Raw genomic sequence first — 14,419 nt, 5'->3', positions numbered from 1 at the left:
ACGGGTTTGTGATCTTGGATTTCTATCGGCATAATCGGCTGCTCCTGCCCGACAAAGCAAAGTTGGGGATCCTCGACGCTTCTTATACCACTCTCAATCGATGTCTGGGTTGGCGAAATCATACTATAGCTTAATCCAGCGATGCCCTTGCCGCATCTCATGGAAATCCATGATGGCGTTTAGATGTGGCGAGCTGGAGCGGAGTACCATGGGGAGGGCAAAACTTGCGACCTGTACAAGAGGACTAGCAGGAGGCTCAGTCGATGCCTCCCATTTCCACCAAGTTCAGGATGATAACCGTGGACGCCATTAAACGGGAACTCGTTAGGATCTGAGGATTCGTGAACGGTCACGTCGTCAACAGATTCGCCCTTCACATGGATAATTATTTCTGCAGAACCTGAAAGCTCCTGCGCATCCGTCAACGCCTCCCTGACCTCAAATTCAAACTCCGGATCCCAGCCTTCAATTCCAATGAAATCCTTGTCGCGGAACCTGACTTTCCATGGCATGGCTCAATCCTCCGATCAGAGCGGCAGCGATTGCTGTTCTTCCTCTGCCTCAGGTTGTGGCAGAACAATCAGTTCATTATCGGGCAGGGGCCCTTGCAACTGCAGCGCTTCCGGGTGCATCCAAGAAACCATGCCCTCCAACGCCGATCAATTCGCCTCGTTGATTGCCTGCAAGCCGCAGTGTCGCGCGAAATGAGATCGCGAATCAGTGCGGACTATCACGCGCCCACGCAAGGTGTATCGCCGGCGAGGTCACAGCGCCGATCTTGACCATCCAGCGTATTGAAGATTTGTCAAAGCGAAGATCGGGCCGTCGCCGTTAAGGTCGTGAATGATTCCATTTGTGAAAACCTTTCCAACGGTGGAAAGGTTTAGCGATCACCACCTTTTGTGTGCAGGCCGCGATATCCTGAACGCGGCAAGCTCCGCGCTGAAAAAGATGATCTGGAAGCTTATCTCAAGAACAAAACCGCTTCCGAACACGTACCCGCTAAGGCTGCCCAAAAGAACGGACGATGGAGGTGCGGTTGGATCGATAGCGACGCTGGGCGATTGTGCAGTACTAAGCGGAAAGCAAAAGAACGTCGCTCCAGTGCTAGCAAGGATGGCGATGATGCCGAAGTCGGTGGGGGCTCCGGAAATGCCCAGAGCTGTAGCGCACAAGCAAGGATGGTGGTCGCGATCCCAGCCGCTGCTGCCGCCGCGTCGATTTAAACGGGCGGAGGAAGGCAATGCAAAGTGGGGCGGTTTGTCAGTCATGCCGCCAGCATGGCAGCGAAGGATTGAGAACTGAGTGAATTTCGGGGGAAGGGCGATTCCCCCTTACCTCCCCCAATCCAAAAAAAGCAAAATCGCCGTTTGGCGTTTCGCTAAATCCTTGTTCTAATTGGGTATTATGGTGAGCGCGCGGGGGTTCGAACCCCGGACCTACTGATTAAAAGTCAGTTGCTCTACCGGCTGAGCTACGCGCTCCCAAACGAAGCCAGCTCGGTGGCCTCGGGAAGTGCGGCGGAACATAGGTGCGACTTGCTAATCGGTCAACAACTAATGTGCACGATTTTCGCAACAAAAAGCCTTGTTTTCCGCCGTTCTTGTAATTTTTGGCCGAAAGCACGTTCGGCTGGGCGGAAAAGAGTATAAACAGGATAGGCTTTGCTGCCAAACTGGCGAAAAGGTGATTGGAATTTCGGGGAGATTCGGCTTAATCCACCGCCACAAGTAAAAATGCCAGTGAAGGAGCGCGGATGGCGCTTGATGTTTCATACCTGACTGCTGCCGGCGCCGGCGCTCTGTCTTTCCTTTCTCCTTGCGTCCTGCCACTCGTCCCGCCCTATCTCTGTTATATGGCCGGTGTGACGGTTGAGGATTTCCGCTCGGATAAAGCCGCGGCGCGAATCTCGCCGGTCCGGCAGGCGCTGCTTCTGTCATCCTTCTGTTTTGTTCTCGGCTTTTCGACCGTTTTCGTGCTGCTCGGCGCAGGCGCATCCACCATCGGCGGCTTCCTGCGCATGTGGCAACAGGAAATCGCCATCGCCGCAGGCATCGTCATCATTCTCATGGGGTTGAACTTTCTCGGCGTATTCCGCCTTGCATTTCTCTCGCGGGAGGCGAGGTTCCAGACCCAGGGAGCGCCAGCCAACCCGTTTGCTGCCTATGTCATGGGGCTGGCCTTTGCATTCGGATGGACGCCATGCATCGGGCCGGTGCTCGGACCTATACTGGCGCTGGCTGGGGCTCGCGACACCGTTGCCGATGGTGCACTGCTGCTCGCCGTCTATTCGCTCGGTCTCGGGATACCGTTCATCGTCGCCGCGTTGTTTTCCGGGATGTTCATGCGTTTTCTAGCGCGATTCCGCATGCACCTCGGCAAGGTGGAAAAGCTGATGGGCGGCCTGCTGGTGCTGACCGGCATCCTGTTTCTGACAGGCGGCTTGCAGACATTCTCGTTCTGGCTTCTCGAAACATTTCCCATCCTCGGCCAACTCGGCTAAACAGACGGAAGTTTCCATATTGGAAACCAATAGCGTGTCACGATTAGGCACGATGTTGCCTTTACCTTTAGCCCAACTGATCCGGAAGTCCGACATGACACCACGTTCCTGCCTCACGGTTATTCTCGCTGCCGGTGAGGGCACGCGCATGAAATCCTCCCTGCCGAAAGTACTCCACAATATTGCGGGTCTCCCGATCGTCGCCCACGTCGCCAAGGCCGTGCATGGCGCAGGCGTCCGCGACATCGCGCTGGTCGTTGGCAAAGGGGGCGATCAGGTAGAGGCAGCCGTCCGTTCGATCGTTTCCAACGTGAACGTGCATGAACAGACAGAACGGCTTGGGACTGCCCACGCCGTGCTTGCGGCGCGCGACAGCATTGCACGCGGTTATGACGATATTCTCGTTGTCTTTGGCGATACGCCGCTGATCGAAACCGCCGCTCTCGATCAGGCGCGCGCCAAGCTCGCAGACGGTGCGGATGTCGTGGTCATGGGGTTCCGGCCGGCAGTGCCGAATGGTTATGGCCGCCTGATCGAGCAAGATGGCCGTTTGATCGCGATCCGCGAGGAGAAGGACGCCAGTGAGGCCGAGAAAAAAATCGGCTTCTGCAATGGCGGGCTGATGGCGCTGCGCGGGCAGTCCGCGCTTGCGTTGCTGGACAAGATCACGAACGACAATGCCAACAGTGAATTCTATCTCACCGATGTCGTGGAGATCGCCAATGCGGATGGAAAATCCGTCGTTGCCATCGAGATTTCACCCGACAATGTGATCGGCATCAATACGCGCGTTGAACTCGCCGAGGCCGAGGCCATCTGGCAGACGCGCAAACGCCGCGACACGATGCTGGCGGGCGTTACCATGCAGGCGCCGGAAACTGTTTTCTTCGCGCATGATACATTGGTGGAAGCAGATGCAATTCTCGAACCGAATATCATTTTCGGCCCGGGCGTTTCGATCGCGAGCGGAGCCGTCATTCACGCTTTCTCCTATTTTGAAGGCGCGAAGATTGGCGCGAACGCCAATGTCGGCCCCTTTGCCCGGCTTCGTCCCGGTGCGGATCTGGCAGCAAAATCCAAGGTTGGGAACTTCGTTGAGGTGAAAAACGCGAAGGTCGGGGTCGGCGCGAAGGTAAATCACCTGACCTATATCGGTGACGCGATCGTGGGTCCGGCGGCGAATATCGGTGCCGGTGCCATCACCTGCAACTATGACGGCTACAACAAGCATTTGACCGAGATCGGTGCCAACGTATTCATCGGCTCCAATAGTTCGCTGGTGGCCCCGGTTTCCATTGGTGACAATGCTTATGTCGCCTCCGGTAGTGTGATCACAGCCAATGTGCCAGCGGACGCGCTTGCATTCGGCAGGGCGCGGCAGGAGGTAAAAGAAGGACGGGCGGTGCAATTGCGGGCACGCTATGCGGCGCAGAAATTAGCCAAGAAGGCTGACTAGGCACGTCTTTTGTTCGTGTGGGATTCTGACACAGAAAGTGTTTTTCTGTGTCAATGAATCTGAGCTAGCCAAGAGCTGGAAACTATTCGGGGTATTGGAGTCGTTTATGTGCGGGATCGTTGGAATTATCGGGCGTGAGCAGGTAGCGCCGCTGCTTGTGGATGCACTGAAGCGGCTGGAATACCGCGGTTATGACTCAGCCGGCGTTGCTACCCTCGATTTTGGCGTGCTCGATCGCCGACGGGCCGAGGGCAAGCTTGGCAATCTCGACAAGCTGCTGAAGGAAAATCCACTCGGCGGCACCATCGGTCTCGGCCACACACGTTGGGCGACTCACGGCGCGCCTACCGTCCGCAATGCACACCCGCATACCACGCCTCGGCTTGCGGTGATCCACAATGGCATCATCGAGAATTTTGCCGAATTGCGCGCAATGCTTGAAAAGGATGGATACGTCTTCGAGACGGAAACCGATACGGAGACGGTCGCGCATCTGGTCACACGCGCGCTCGATCGCGGCCTTGCGCCGGTCGAGGCAGTTCGCCAGACGCTGCCGCAATTGCGCGGTGCTTTTGCCATCGCGATCATGTTCAAAGGCGAAGACAATCTGTTGATCGCCGCCCGCAATGGTCCACCTCTTGCTGTCGGCTATGGCGAAGGCGAGATGTATCTGGGCTCCGACGCGATCGCTCTCGCTCCGTTCACCGATAATTTGTCTTATCTCGAAGATGGGGATTGGGCGGTGCTCACTCGTAGTGGCGTGATCATTTATGATGAAAGCGGCGAAATCGTAGACCGCCCCGTTCAGAAATCGGCGGGCACCGCGTTTCTGGTCAGCAAGGGCAACCACCGGCATTTCATGGAGAAGGAGATCCATGAACAGCCGGAAGTCATCTCGCACACCCTGGCAAACTATCTCGATTTTTCCAAGGGAATGATCCGCGCCGGTGCAGCGCCGGTCGACTTCTCCAAGGTAGACCGTATCGCCGCTTCGGCCTGCGGCACGGCCTATTATGCAGGGCTCGTTGGAAAGTACTGGTTCGAGCACATTGCCCGGCTGCCAGTCGATATCGATGTAGCGTCCGAATTTCGCTATCGGGAAATGCCGCTTTCCAAAAATAGCCTTGCGCTCTTTGTCTCGCAGTCTGGCGAGACCGCGGATACGTTGGCTTCCTTGCGCTATTGCAAGCAGCAGGGCCTGAGCATCGGAACTATCGTCAACGTCAAGGAATCGACGATGGCGCGCGAATCCAACACCGTATTTCCGACCCTTGCGGGTCCAGAAGTGGGTGTTGCCTCGACCAAGGCTTTCACCTGCCAATTATCGGTTCTGGCATCGTTGGCTGTAGCGGCCGGCAAAATGCGCGGTACGATCACTGACGAAGAAGAGCGCCGGCTTGTGCGCGAACTATCCGAAATTCCGCGCTATGCAACGCAGGCGTTGAAGCTCGAAGCCCAGATCGAAGGCATCAGCCGGGAACTCAGCCAGGTCAAGCACGTGCTTTATCTGGGGCGTGGCACAAGTTATCCGCTCGCGCTCGAGGGCGCGCTCAAACTCAAGGAAATTTCCTATATTCACGCGGAGGGTTATGCGGCCGGCGAGTTGAAGCACGGGCCAATTGCATTGATCGATGAATCCATGCCGGTCATTGTCATTGCTCCGCATGACCGCTGGTTCGAGAAAACCATATCGAATATGCAGGAAGCGGCGGCGCGTGGCGGCAAGATCATTCTCATCACCGACGAGAAAGGCGCAGCAGCCAGCACATTGAAGACGTGGCATACGATCGTTCTGCCGGAGATGCCTGAGGTCATTACACCGATCGTCTACACGCTGCCGATCCAGATGCTAGCCTATCACACAGCAGTTTTCATGGGCACGGACGTCGATCAGCCGCGCAATCTGGCAAAGTCTGTGACTGTGGAATAATCAACCAGCGCGAAGCAGTCGCACAGCTTCGTCACGTTCGAACAGATAAAGCAGGATGCGCAACGCTTCGCCACGCGTGCTCTGCAATTCGGGATCCCGCGTCAGAATATACCGGGCGTCCTTGCGGGCGATCTCCAGAAACTCTTGATGCGCCTCGATGCTGGCGAGCCGGAAACCAGGCGTGCCGGATTGCCGAGTGCCAAGCAACTCGCCTTCGCCCCGCAACTTCAGGTCCTCTTCGGCGATCCTGAAACCATCCTCAGTTTCTCGCATGATCTTGAGCCGCGCCTGCGCGATTTCGCCAAGTGGTCCCTTGTAGATCAGGAGACAAGTTGAAGGTTTGTCCCCACGCCCGACACGCCCGCGCAGCTGGTGCAATTGCGCAAGACCAAAGCGTTCGGCATGTTCGATGACAATGATCGTCGCATCCGGAACGTCGACGCCGACTTCAATGACTGTGGTAGCCACTAGCAATCGTGTCTCGCCGTTCTTGAACGCCAGCATGGCAGCATCTTTCTCCGGTCCATTCATACGGCCATGAACCAGCCCGATCCTGTCGCCGAGCAGAGGTTTCAGCGATTCGAACCGTTCTTCGGCCGAAACGAGATCGACCAGTTCAGATTCCTCGACCAGAGGGCAAATCCAATAGATTTTCTGCCCATCGGTGATTGCAGTACGCATGCGATCAACGAGCTCGCTCAACCGTTCCATCGGCAGGATCGCGGTGGTGATCGGCCGGCGGCCGGCAGGTTTTTCCGTCAGCTTCGAAACATCCATATCGCCGAACGCGGTCAATACGAGCGTGCGCGGGATGGGTGTTGCAGTCATGACGAGCATATCCGGCGCCGTGCCTTTGGAGGTTAAAAGCAGGCGTTGATGTACCCCAAAGCGATGTTGCTCATCGACAATAACCAGCACCAGATCGTGATAGCTGACCTTCTCCTGAAAGAGCGCGTGCGTGCCAACAATAATGTGGATGGCGCCCGTCCGCAGACCCTCCAGGATATCTTCGCGCTCGCGGCCCTTTTCGCGTCCAGTGAGCAACGCCGTGCGCAACCCTGCCTTCTCGGCCAGAGGGGCGATTGTGGCGAAGTGCTGGCGCGCCAGCACTTCTGTCGGCACCATCAGGGCAGATTGTCCGCCAGCCTCGGCGGCATGCGCCATGGCGAGGAGACCGACGACGGTCTTGCCGGAGCCGACATCGCCTTGCAACAGGCGCAACATCCGGTCTGGTTCCCGCAAATCGGCGATGATTTCCTTGATCGTTTGGCTTTGGCTATTCGTCAGCGAATAGGGCAGGGCTGCGATGATTTTCGCCATGAGATGGCCGTCGCCTTCGAGCTTGCGGCCGGAAAGACGACGTGTTTTCAAGCGCACCAGCGCCAGTGCCAGTTGACCGGCGAGAAATTCATCATAGGCAAGCCGCTGTCTGGCAGGATGATCAAGTGCAATGTCACTAGGATCTTGAGGACTGTGCAGGACCTGCAGTGCCTGACGATGCGATGGCAGGTCATACTTTTCGAGTACTGGCTGTTCGATCCATTCCGGCATATCCGGTGCTTTGGCCAGCGCTTCCTGAATACCCCGCGCCAGCACTTTTGGAGACAGGCCTGCTGTCAGCGGATAAACAGGTTCGACCAGTGGCAGCGATGAGGCATCTTCGATACTGGCGATATGATCTGGGTGAACCATCGTCGGACGGCCATTGAACCACTCCATGGTGCCGGAGACGATAACTGTTTCGCCAACCGGCATGACTTTTTCAAGCCAGGCCTGTTTTGCGTGGAAAAAGGTGAGACCGATTTCCCCGGTATCGTCATGCGCGAAGACACGGTAAGGAACGTTGCTTCGCCCACTGGGCGATGGCTGATGGCGGTCGATGCGCACTTCCAGCGTGACGATCGCGCCTTCCGGGGCGTAGGCGATACCCGGCCGGTTGCGCCGGTCGATCACACTGTGCGGCGGCAGGTAGACCAGATTGCCGACGCGTGGCTCCGTGCCCGGCGGCTGCGTGCCGAGCAATGTGCCAAGCAGGCCCGACACTTTCGGACCTATGCCGGAAAGCGAACGAACGGAGGCAAAGAGGGGATCGAGCAATGACGGACGCATACGCAACGTTTAACGCGTTCGATGTGCGTTGCAAGGCTGACAGACGTTACAAGGCAGGCTATACCCAGCCGCATCAATCACGTCAGAACCATTTCATCGATATATAAACGGAGCTCGTTCATGACTGGAAGCAGTCGCACCACTGCCGATCTGCAGCCGAGACAGCGAAAAATCCTGTTTCGCTCCTGGCATCGCGGTATGCGTGAAATGGATTTGATCCTTGGGCAGTTTGCCGACGTCAACATCGACACCTTGTCCGATGATGAACTTGACCAATATGAAGCACTGATGGAAGCACTCGACCGGGACCTGTTGAAATGGGTCACCGGGGAGGCTGCCGTTCCCGCCGAATTCGATACGCCGATCTTCCACAGGGTCGTCGCATCCCGCCAGAGAATGAAATTCTGAAATCGAAATGACTGCCTTTACCAAACTCGGACTGAAATCTGACGTCAATGGACACGTGGTCATCGACGGTGTTGTCGATGGCTATGAAGCTTTTGCTTTGGCAAAAGTGGTAGCTGAAGCCGGGGCAGGTGGTCCCGTGCTGTTCATCGCGCGTGATGGTAATCGCGTTGCCGATATCGAACAGGTGCTGAATTTCGTCCAGCCGGATTTGCCGGTGCTGCAATTGCCGGCGTGGGACTGTCTTCCTTATGATCGCGTCTCGCCCGGAGCCGATACCTCTGCACGCCGCCTGGCGGCGCTCGCCGGTCTTGCAGCCTTACGCGAACATAAGCACCCGGGCGTTATTTTGGCGACGGCCAATGCCGTTCTGCAAAAACTGCCGCCGCGAAAAATCCTCGCAGAGCAGCTATTCATGGCGAAGCCGGGCAATAGAATCGACATGAATGCGCTGGTGCAACGCCTTGAAAACAATGGCTTTGAGCGTGTTCCAACAGTGCGTGATGTCGGCGAATATGCGGTGCGCGGCGGTATTCTCGATTTATTTGCTCCAGGTGCTGAGGAGCCGCTGCGCCTGGATTTCTTTGGCGACACCCTGGAGACGATCCGGACGTTTGATCCGGCGTCGCAGCGAACGTCGAGCCAAAAGAAAGAATTCTCGATGCAGCCGATGAGCGAAATCACGCTCTCGCCCGAACTCATCAGCCATTTCCGTTCGCAATATGTGCAGAAGTTCGGGGCACCATCGCGCGATGATGCGCTTTATCAGTCCATCTCGGAGGGGCGCCGCTTTGCCGGCATGGAACATTGGTTGCCACTGTTCTATGACAAGCTTGAGACGATATTTGAGCATGCCGGCGACATGCCGGTGGTCTTCGATCACCTCGCGCACGAATCCATGGCTGAACGCCACAAGATGGTCCTGGACCACTATGAGGCGCGCAGGAGGCAATCCGATGGCAAAGAGCCGGGCGATACTATCCCTTACAAGCCGGTCGAGCCGGGTTCGCTGTATCTGACACCTGAACAGGTCGAGGCGTCGGCAATCAACTCAGGCATGCGCATCGATTTCACGCCTTTCGATGCGCCGTTCGTCACAGGGCGAGCGGTTATCCATGCCGGTGCACATCGGGGGCGCACATTCGTTGAGGAGAGGACCGCCAAGGACACGAATGTCTTCGACAGTGTTGTAAAACACATTGCCGATGAGCGCGCTGCAGGCAAGAAGGTGCTGCTTGCTGCATGGAGCGAAGGTACACGCGACCGGCTGATGCAGGTTCTGAATGAACATGGTCTCGAAAAGATCGAGTTTGTCGATGACCTAAGAACGGTCAAGGCGCTCGCTCGCGACAAAATTACTGCGGGCATCCTTTCGCTGGAAACAGGCTTCGATGCTGGCGAACTCGTCGTTGTTGCAGAGCAGGACATCCTTGGTGACCGGCTGATCCGCCATTCCAAGCGCCGCAAGCGCGACCGGGATTTCATCAGCGAGGTTGCTGCGCTGAACGCCGGCGACATCGTCGTGCACGTGGATCATGGTATTGGCCGCTTCATCGGTCTGAGGACAATCACGGCCGCCGGTGCACCACATGACTGTCTTGAACTGCACTATGCGGGTGATGACCGGCTGTTCCTGCCGGTAGAAAATATCGAGCTTTTATCCAGGTTTGGCTCGGAAACTTCGACTGCCGTGTTGGACAAGCTCGGTGGCGGCGCCTGGCAAGCCCGCAAGGCCAAGCTGAAGAAACGCCTGCTCGACATTGCCGGCCATCTCATACGCATTGCAGCCGAGCGGCAGATGCGCGGCGCGCCGATCCTGTTGCCACCAGACGGCCTCTATGGCGAGTTCGCAGCACGATTCCCCTATGACGAGACGGAAGATCAGGATCGCGCCATCGACGCGGTTATTGACGACCTATCGCTCGGCAAACCCATGGACCGCCTGATTTGCGGCGATGTCGGTTTCGGCAAGACTGAAGTAGCGCTGCGCGCCGCGTTCGTTGCGGCGCTAAATGGCGTCCAGGTTGCCGTTGTGGTGCCGACGACGCTGTTGTCGCGCCAGCACTTCAAGACCTTCACCCAGCGTTTTCAGGGCCTGCCTGTCAATGTGGCGCAAGCATCGCGGCTCGTGGGCTCGAAGGAGCTGGCTGAAAACAAGAAGGGCATTGCCGAGGGACAGGTGGATATTGCCGTCGGCACGCATGCGCTGCTCGGAAACGGCATCAAGTTCAAGAATCTCGGCCTGCTGATCATCGACGAAGAGCAGCATTTCGGCGTCAAGCACAAGGAGCGGCTGAAAGAACTGAAATCGGATGTGCATGTGCTAACCCTGTCCGCGACGCCGATACCGCGCACCCTGCAACTTGCCTTGACGGGTGTTCGCGAGCTTTCCTTGATTACCACACCACCCGTGGATCGTATGGCTGTGCGAACCTTCGTCTCGCCGTTTGATGCACTTGTCATCCGCGAAACGCTGTTGCGCGAGCGCTACCGCGGCGGGCAGAGTTTCTATGTTTGCCCGCGCATTTCCGATTTGAGCGACATCAAGGAGTTCCTTGATGCTCAGGTGCCAGAACTGAAAGTTGCGACTGCCCATGGCCAGATGGCGCCTGGTGAGCTCGACGACATCATGAATGCTTTCTATGACGGGCAGTACGACGTGCTGCTGTCGACGACGATCGTTGAATCCGGGCTCGATATCCCGACCGCCAACACGCTGATCATCCATCGCGCTGATATGTTTGGCCTGTCGCAGTTGTATCAGTTGCGCGGACGCGTCGGGCGATCGAAGCAGCGTGCCTATGCGCTATTCACACTACCAGCCAACAAGCTGCTGACGCAGACGGCAGAACGCAGGCTCAAGGTCTTGCAATCGCTCGACACGCTAGGTGCCGGTTTCCAGCTGGCAAGCCATGACATGGATATCCGCGGCGCGGGCAATCTGCTCGGGGAGGAACAGTCGGGGCATATTCGCGAGGTCGGCTTCGAGCTTTATCAGCAGATGCTGGAAGAAGCGGTTGCGGAGATCAAGGGTACTGGCGAAGTCGAGGACGGGCACTGGTCGCCGCAGATTGCGATCGGCACCGCCGTCATGATCCCTGAAACCTATGTGCCGGACCTGCAATTGCGCCTCGGCCTCTATCGCCGTCTGGCCGATCTGGAGGAGTTGCAGGACATCGACGGCTTTGGTGCCGAAATGATCGATCGCTTTGGACCGCTGCCGGAAGAAGTTCAGCACCTGTTGAAGATCGTCTACATCAAGGCGTTGTGCCGCCGCGCCAATGTGGACAAGCTCGACGCAGGTCCAAAGGGCATTGTCATCCAGTTCCGCAATAAGACGTTCAACAATCCCGCTGCACTGGTCCAGATGATCGGCGAGCAGGGTTCGATGGCGAAGATCAGGCCCGATCAGAGTATCGTCTTTGTGCGCGACTGGCCGACGGCGGAGAAACGGTTGAACGGTGCTGCGGTCGTCATGACACAGTTGGCGAAGCTCGCTGAGGCCGCATAGTCAGACGGGGCGCGGCTCAAACCCATCTGCGGCCTGGCGGATGGCATCTGCCAGAGCCTCTGCAGATTGCGCGCCCATGACGGCGTATTTCTGATCGAGGATGAAGCAGGGAACGCCGCGCACCCCGATCTGATTGGCGGTGTCGATTTCCTGCCGCACACCGAGTGTATCGGCGTCGGTTGGAAGCAGGCTGGCAACGATGGCAACGTCCATGCCGGCCTCTTGCGCGGCCTCCAGCAATATCTGGTGATCGCCGATGTTCTTTCCCTGCTCGAAATAGTAGGAAAAAAGGATACCAACCATCTCATCCTGAACGTTGGGCGTGGCCTGAGATGCCCAGCGGATAAGACGATGTGCGTCTAGCGTATTAGGGCTTACTTCGATGGCCTCGAAGTCAAACTCGATGCCAGCTTCCTTGCCGAGTTCAGTCAATTGTTGATGAATTTCAAAGATCTTGTCGGAACTGCCGAACTTTTCCTGCATGTATCGATTGCGATCTTTTCCCTGCGGTGGAATCGTCGGATCGAGTTGAAATGGTCGCCAATTCACAATTACGTCCAGGTCGGGATTTAGCGCGAGCGCGCTTTCCAAACGCTTTCGTCCGAGAAAACACCAGGGACAAACGACATCCGACACCACGTCGATCGTGAACTTCTTATCGGTCATGGCTATTCCTATCGTTTATCGGACCACCACGTGGACAGCTGGTTACCGACCATGGACGTCTTGTCCGGATGTTGCACATGCGCCCAGCGGGCAACCCATTGTTCGGGCTGGTAATAGATCGGGACCATATAATGGCCGGAGATCAGGACTCTGTCGAGGGCACGCACAACGCTGGTAAATTCCTCGTCGCCGCGGGCGGCCAGCATCTTGTCCAGTAGCGCGTCGATGACGGGGTCGGCCACCCCCGCATAATTGAAGCTGCCTTCAACTACTTTTGACTGGCTGCCCCAACGGCTGAATTGCTCATATCCTGGCGAAAGAGAGTTCGAATAGGCGCCCAGGATAACGTCGTAGTCGAATGTCTGCAGGCGCTTTTGATACTGTGCATCGTCGACCGTACGGATGCTTGCCCCAATGCCAAGACGTTCAAGTGTGCGTTTATAGGCGAGGCCAAGACGCTCTTCGCCAACGGAGCGCGTCAGAATTTCGAATGTGAGGGGCGTTCCATGCGGGTCGAGCATCTGTTCGTTCTCGATCTTGTAGCCCCGGCTGACGAGAATGTCATAGGCGCGCTTCATTTCCTTGCGATCGCGCCCTGTTCCATCCGTTTTGGCAGGCTCGTAGGTTCCGTCCATCACTTCCGGCAGCACCGCACCGGGATAAGGAGCTACTAGCGCGCGTTCTGTCGCATCTGCGGGTCTGCCAAGGGCCGACAACTCCGAGCCCTGCCAGTAGCTGCCCAGTCGCTGGTAGCGGCCGGCGTAGAGATTGCGATTGGTCCACTCGAAATCGAACATGAGTGCGAGTGCTTCCCGCACGGCCTTGTCCTGAAACAAGGGGCGCCGCGTGTTGAAGACAAAGCCGAACATATTTGCCGGTGATCTTGACCGGAACGTCTCCCTGATGACCCGGCCATCCTTGACCGCAGGAAAATCGTAGGACGTCGCCCATTTGTTCGGATCGCCTTCCATGAAGACGTCGAACACGCCTTTCTTGAATGCTTCGAACTGCGCCTGATCGTTGCGGAAATACTCGACAGTTACCGTTTCAAAATTGTTGAACCCGACCCTGCTCGGCAGGTCAGCGCCCCAGTAGTCGGGGTTTCGTTTGAAAACGATACGTTGGCCCGGCTGAACCTTCGAAACGATGTAGGGCCCGCTGCCGACCGGGATGGCCAGGGGCGAAGCGTCGAATTTGTCGATGTCGATCGCATGTTTCGGAAGGACCGGCATAAGTGCCAGGACGAGCGGAAACTCCCTGTTCGCCTGCTCGTTGAACGTAAATCTTACGCCGCGTTCTCCAACCTTTTCGATCTTTGAGATCAATTTCATGCGGCTGCTAAAGGGCGGTCGTCCCTTTTTGGTAAGAACATCGAACGTGAAGATTACATCATCGGGCGTCACCGGCTGCCCGTCAGACCATTTCGCCTTCGGATTGAGCGTGAATTCGACCCAGGTTCGCTCGTCATTGGTTTCAACCTTTTCAGCGAGCAAACCATACATGGTGAATGGTTCGTCGGTGCTTCGCTGCATCAGCGATTCGTAGACCAGGTTGCCAAATTCGGAATCGCCGAACATGCCGCGTGCGGTCGTCCGCATGCTCTTGATCAGGAAGGGATTGAGGCTGTCGAATGTGCCGACCACACCATAGGTAATGGAACCTTCCTTTGGCGCGGCCGGATTGACATAGGGGAAGTTCTTGTAGTCCGCGGGCAGGGCTGGCTCGCCGTGCATGGCGATTCCATAGGTTGGTTCTGCATAAGAAGCGTCCGTTGCCGAACATGCGGCGATCATGAGCGCCAGAATCTGCAAACTTTTCTTCAACATCGTCTCAACCTTG

Annotated in this window: 10 protein-coding genes and 1 tRNA gene; 6 read left to right on the top strand and 5 right to left on the bottom strand. The window is 56.9% G+C overall.

Translation table 11 applies throughout. The features are described 5' to 3' along the window. Positions 1-179: 179 nt before the first annotated feature. Positions 180-512, bottom strand: a complete 333-nt coding sequence (locus C7476_RS12100; protein WP_114430166.1) for a hypothetical protein — start codon at positions 510-512, stop codon at positions 180-182. Between the two features lie 331 nt (positions 513-843). Here C7476_RS12100 and C7476_RS28130 point away from each other — a divergent pair, with 331 nt between their 5' ends. Further along, on the top strand, positions 844-1,305 hold the full coding sequence (locus C7476_RS28130; protein WP_114430165.1) for a hypothetical protein: 462 nt from the start codon (positions 844-846) through the stop codon (positions 1,303-1,305). Positions 1,306-1,408: 103 nt separating this feature from the next. On the opposite strand, the gene C7476_RS12090 is transcribed toward C7476_RS28130, so the two are convergent. After that, a tRNA-Lys gene (locus tag C7476_RS12090) sits at positions 1,409-1,484 on the bottom strand. Positions 1,485-1,756: 272 nt separating this feature from the next. Between C7476_RS12090 and C7476_RS12085 the strand changes: the two genes are divergently transcribed. The 3 genes from C7476_RS12085 (at position 1,757) to glmS (ending at position 5,889) form a co-directional block, all read left to right on the top strand. Beyond that, a complete protein-coding gene (locus C7476_RS12085) occupies positions 1,757-2,503 on the top strand; it encodes a cytochrome c biogenesis CcdA family protein (RefSeq protein ID WP_114430164.1) in 747 nt (248 codons plus the stop codon). 94 nt (positions 2,504-2,597) lie between these two features. Beyond that, positions 2,598-3,959 (top strand): bifunctional UDP-N-acetylglucosamine diphosphorylase/glucosamine-1-phosphate N-acetyltransferase GlmU, encoded by a 1,362-nt coding sequence (glmU, locus tag C7476_RS12080; RefSeq protein WP_114430163.1) that lies wholly within the window; start codon positions 2,598-2,600, stop codon positions 3,957-3,959. Positions 3,960-4,065: 106 nt separating this feature from the next. Further along, the gene (glmS, locus tag C7476_RS12075) at positions 4,066-5,889 is read left to right on the top strand and encodes a glutamine--fructose-6-phosphate transaminase (isomerizing) (RefSeq protein ID WP_114430162.1); all 1,824 of its coding nucleotides are present in this window, start codon (positions 4,066-4,068) and stop codon (positions 5,887-5,889) included. Here glmS and recG read toward each other — a convergent pair whose 3' ends face one another. Next, positions 5,890-7,998, bottom strand: a complete 2,109-nt coding sequence (recG, locus tag C7476_RS12070) for an ATP-dependent DNA helicase RecG (RefSeq protein WP_114430161.1) — start codon at positions 7,996-7,998, stop codon at positions 5,890-5,892. Positions 7,999-8,118: 120 nt separating this feature from the next. Here recG and C7476_RS12065 point away from each other — a divergent pair, with 120 nt between their 5' ends. Together C7476_RS12065 and mfd are read left to right on the top strand one after the other, a co-directional pair. After that, positions 8,119-8,406 (top strand): FAD assembly factor SdhE, encoded by a 288-nt coding sequence (locus C7476_RS12065; protein WP_114430160.1) that lies wholly within the window; start codon positions 8,119-8,121, stop codon positions 8,404-8,406. 7 nt (positions 8,407-8,413) lie between these two features. Then, complete coding sequence (mfd, locus tag C7476_RS12060; RefSeq protein ID WP_114430159.1) at positions 8,414-11,914, top strand: transcription-repair coupling factor; 3,501 nt, start codon at positions 8,414-8,416, stop codon at positions 11,912-11,914. Here mfd and C7476_RS12055 read toward each other — a convergent pair whose 3' ends face one another. Continuing rightward, the gene (locus C7476_RS12055; RefSeq protein ID WP_114430158.1) at positions 11,915-12,580 is read right to left on the bottom strand and encodes a DsbA family oxidoreductase; all 666 of its coding nucleotides are present in this window, start codon (positions 12,578-12,580) and stop codon (positions 11,915-11,917) included. Between the two features lie 8 nt (positions 12,581-12,588). Beyond that, positions 12,589-14,406: an extracellular solute-binding protein gene (locus C7476_RS12050; protein ID WP_114430157.1), complete on the bottom strand. Its 1,818-nt coding sequence runs from the start codon at positions 14,404-14,406 to the stop codon at positions 12,589-12,591. Positions 14,407-14,419 lie beyond the last annotated feature (13 nt).

It is taken from the genome of Phyllobacterium bourgognense, from assembly GCF_003337575.1.
GTDB classification, from domain to species: domain Bacteria; phylum Pseudomonadota; class Alphaproteobacteria; order Rhizobiales; family Rhizobiaceae; genus Phyllobacterium; species Phyllobacterium bourgognense.
Note: the sequence above shows the minus strand (reverse complement) of the source record. Positions and strands in the feature narration are given on the sequence as shown.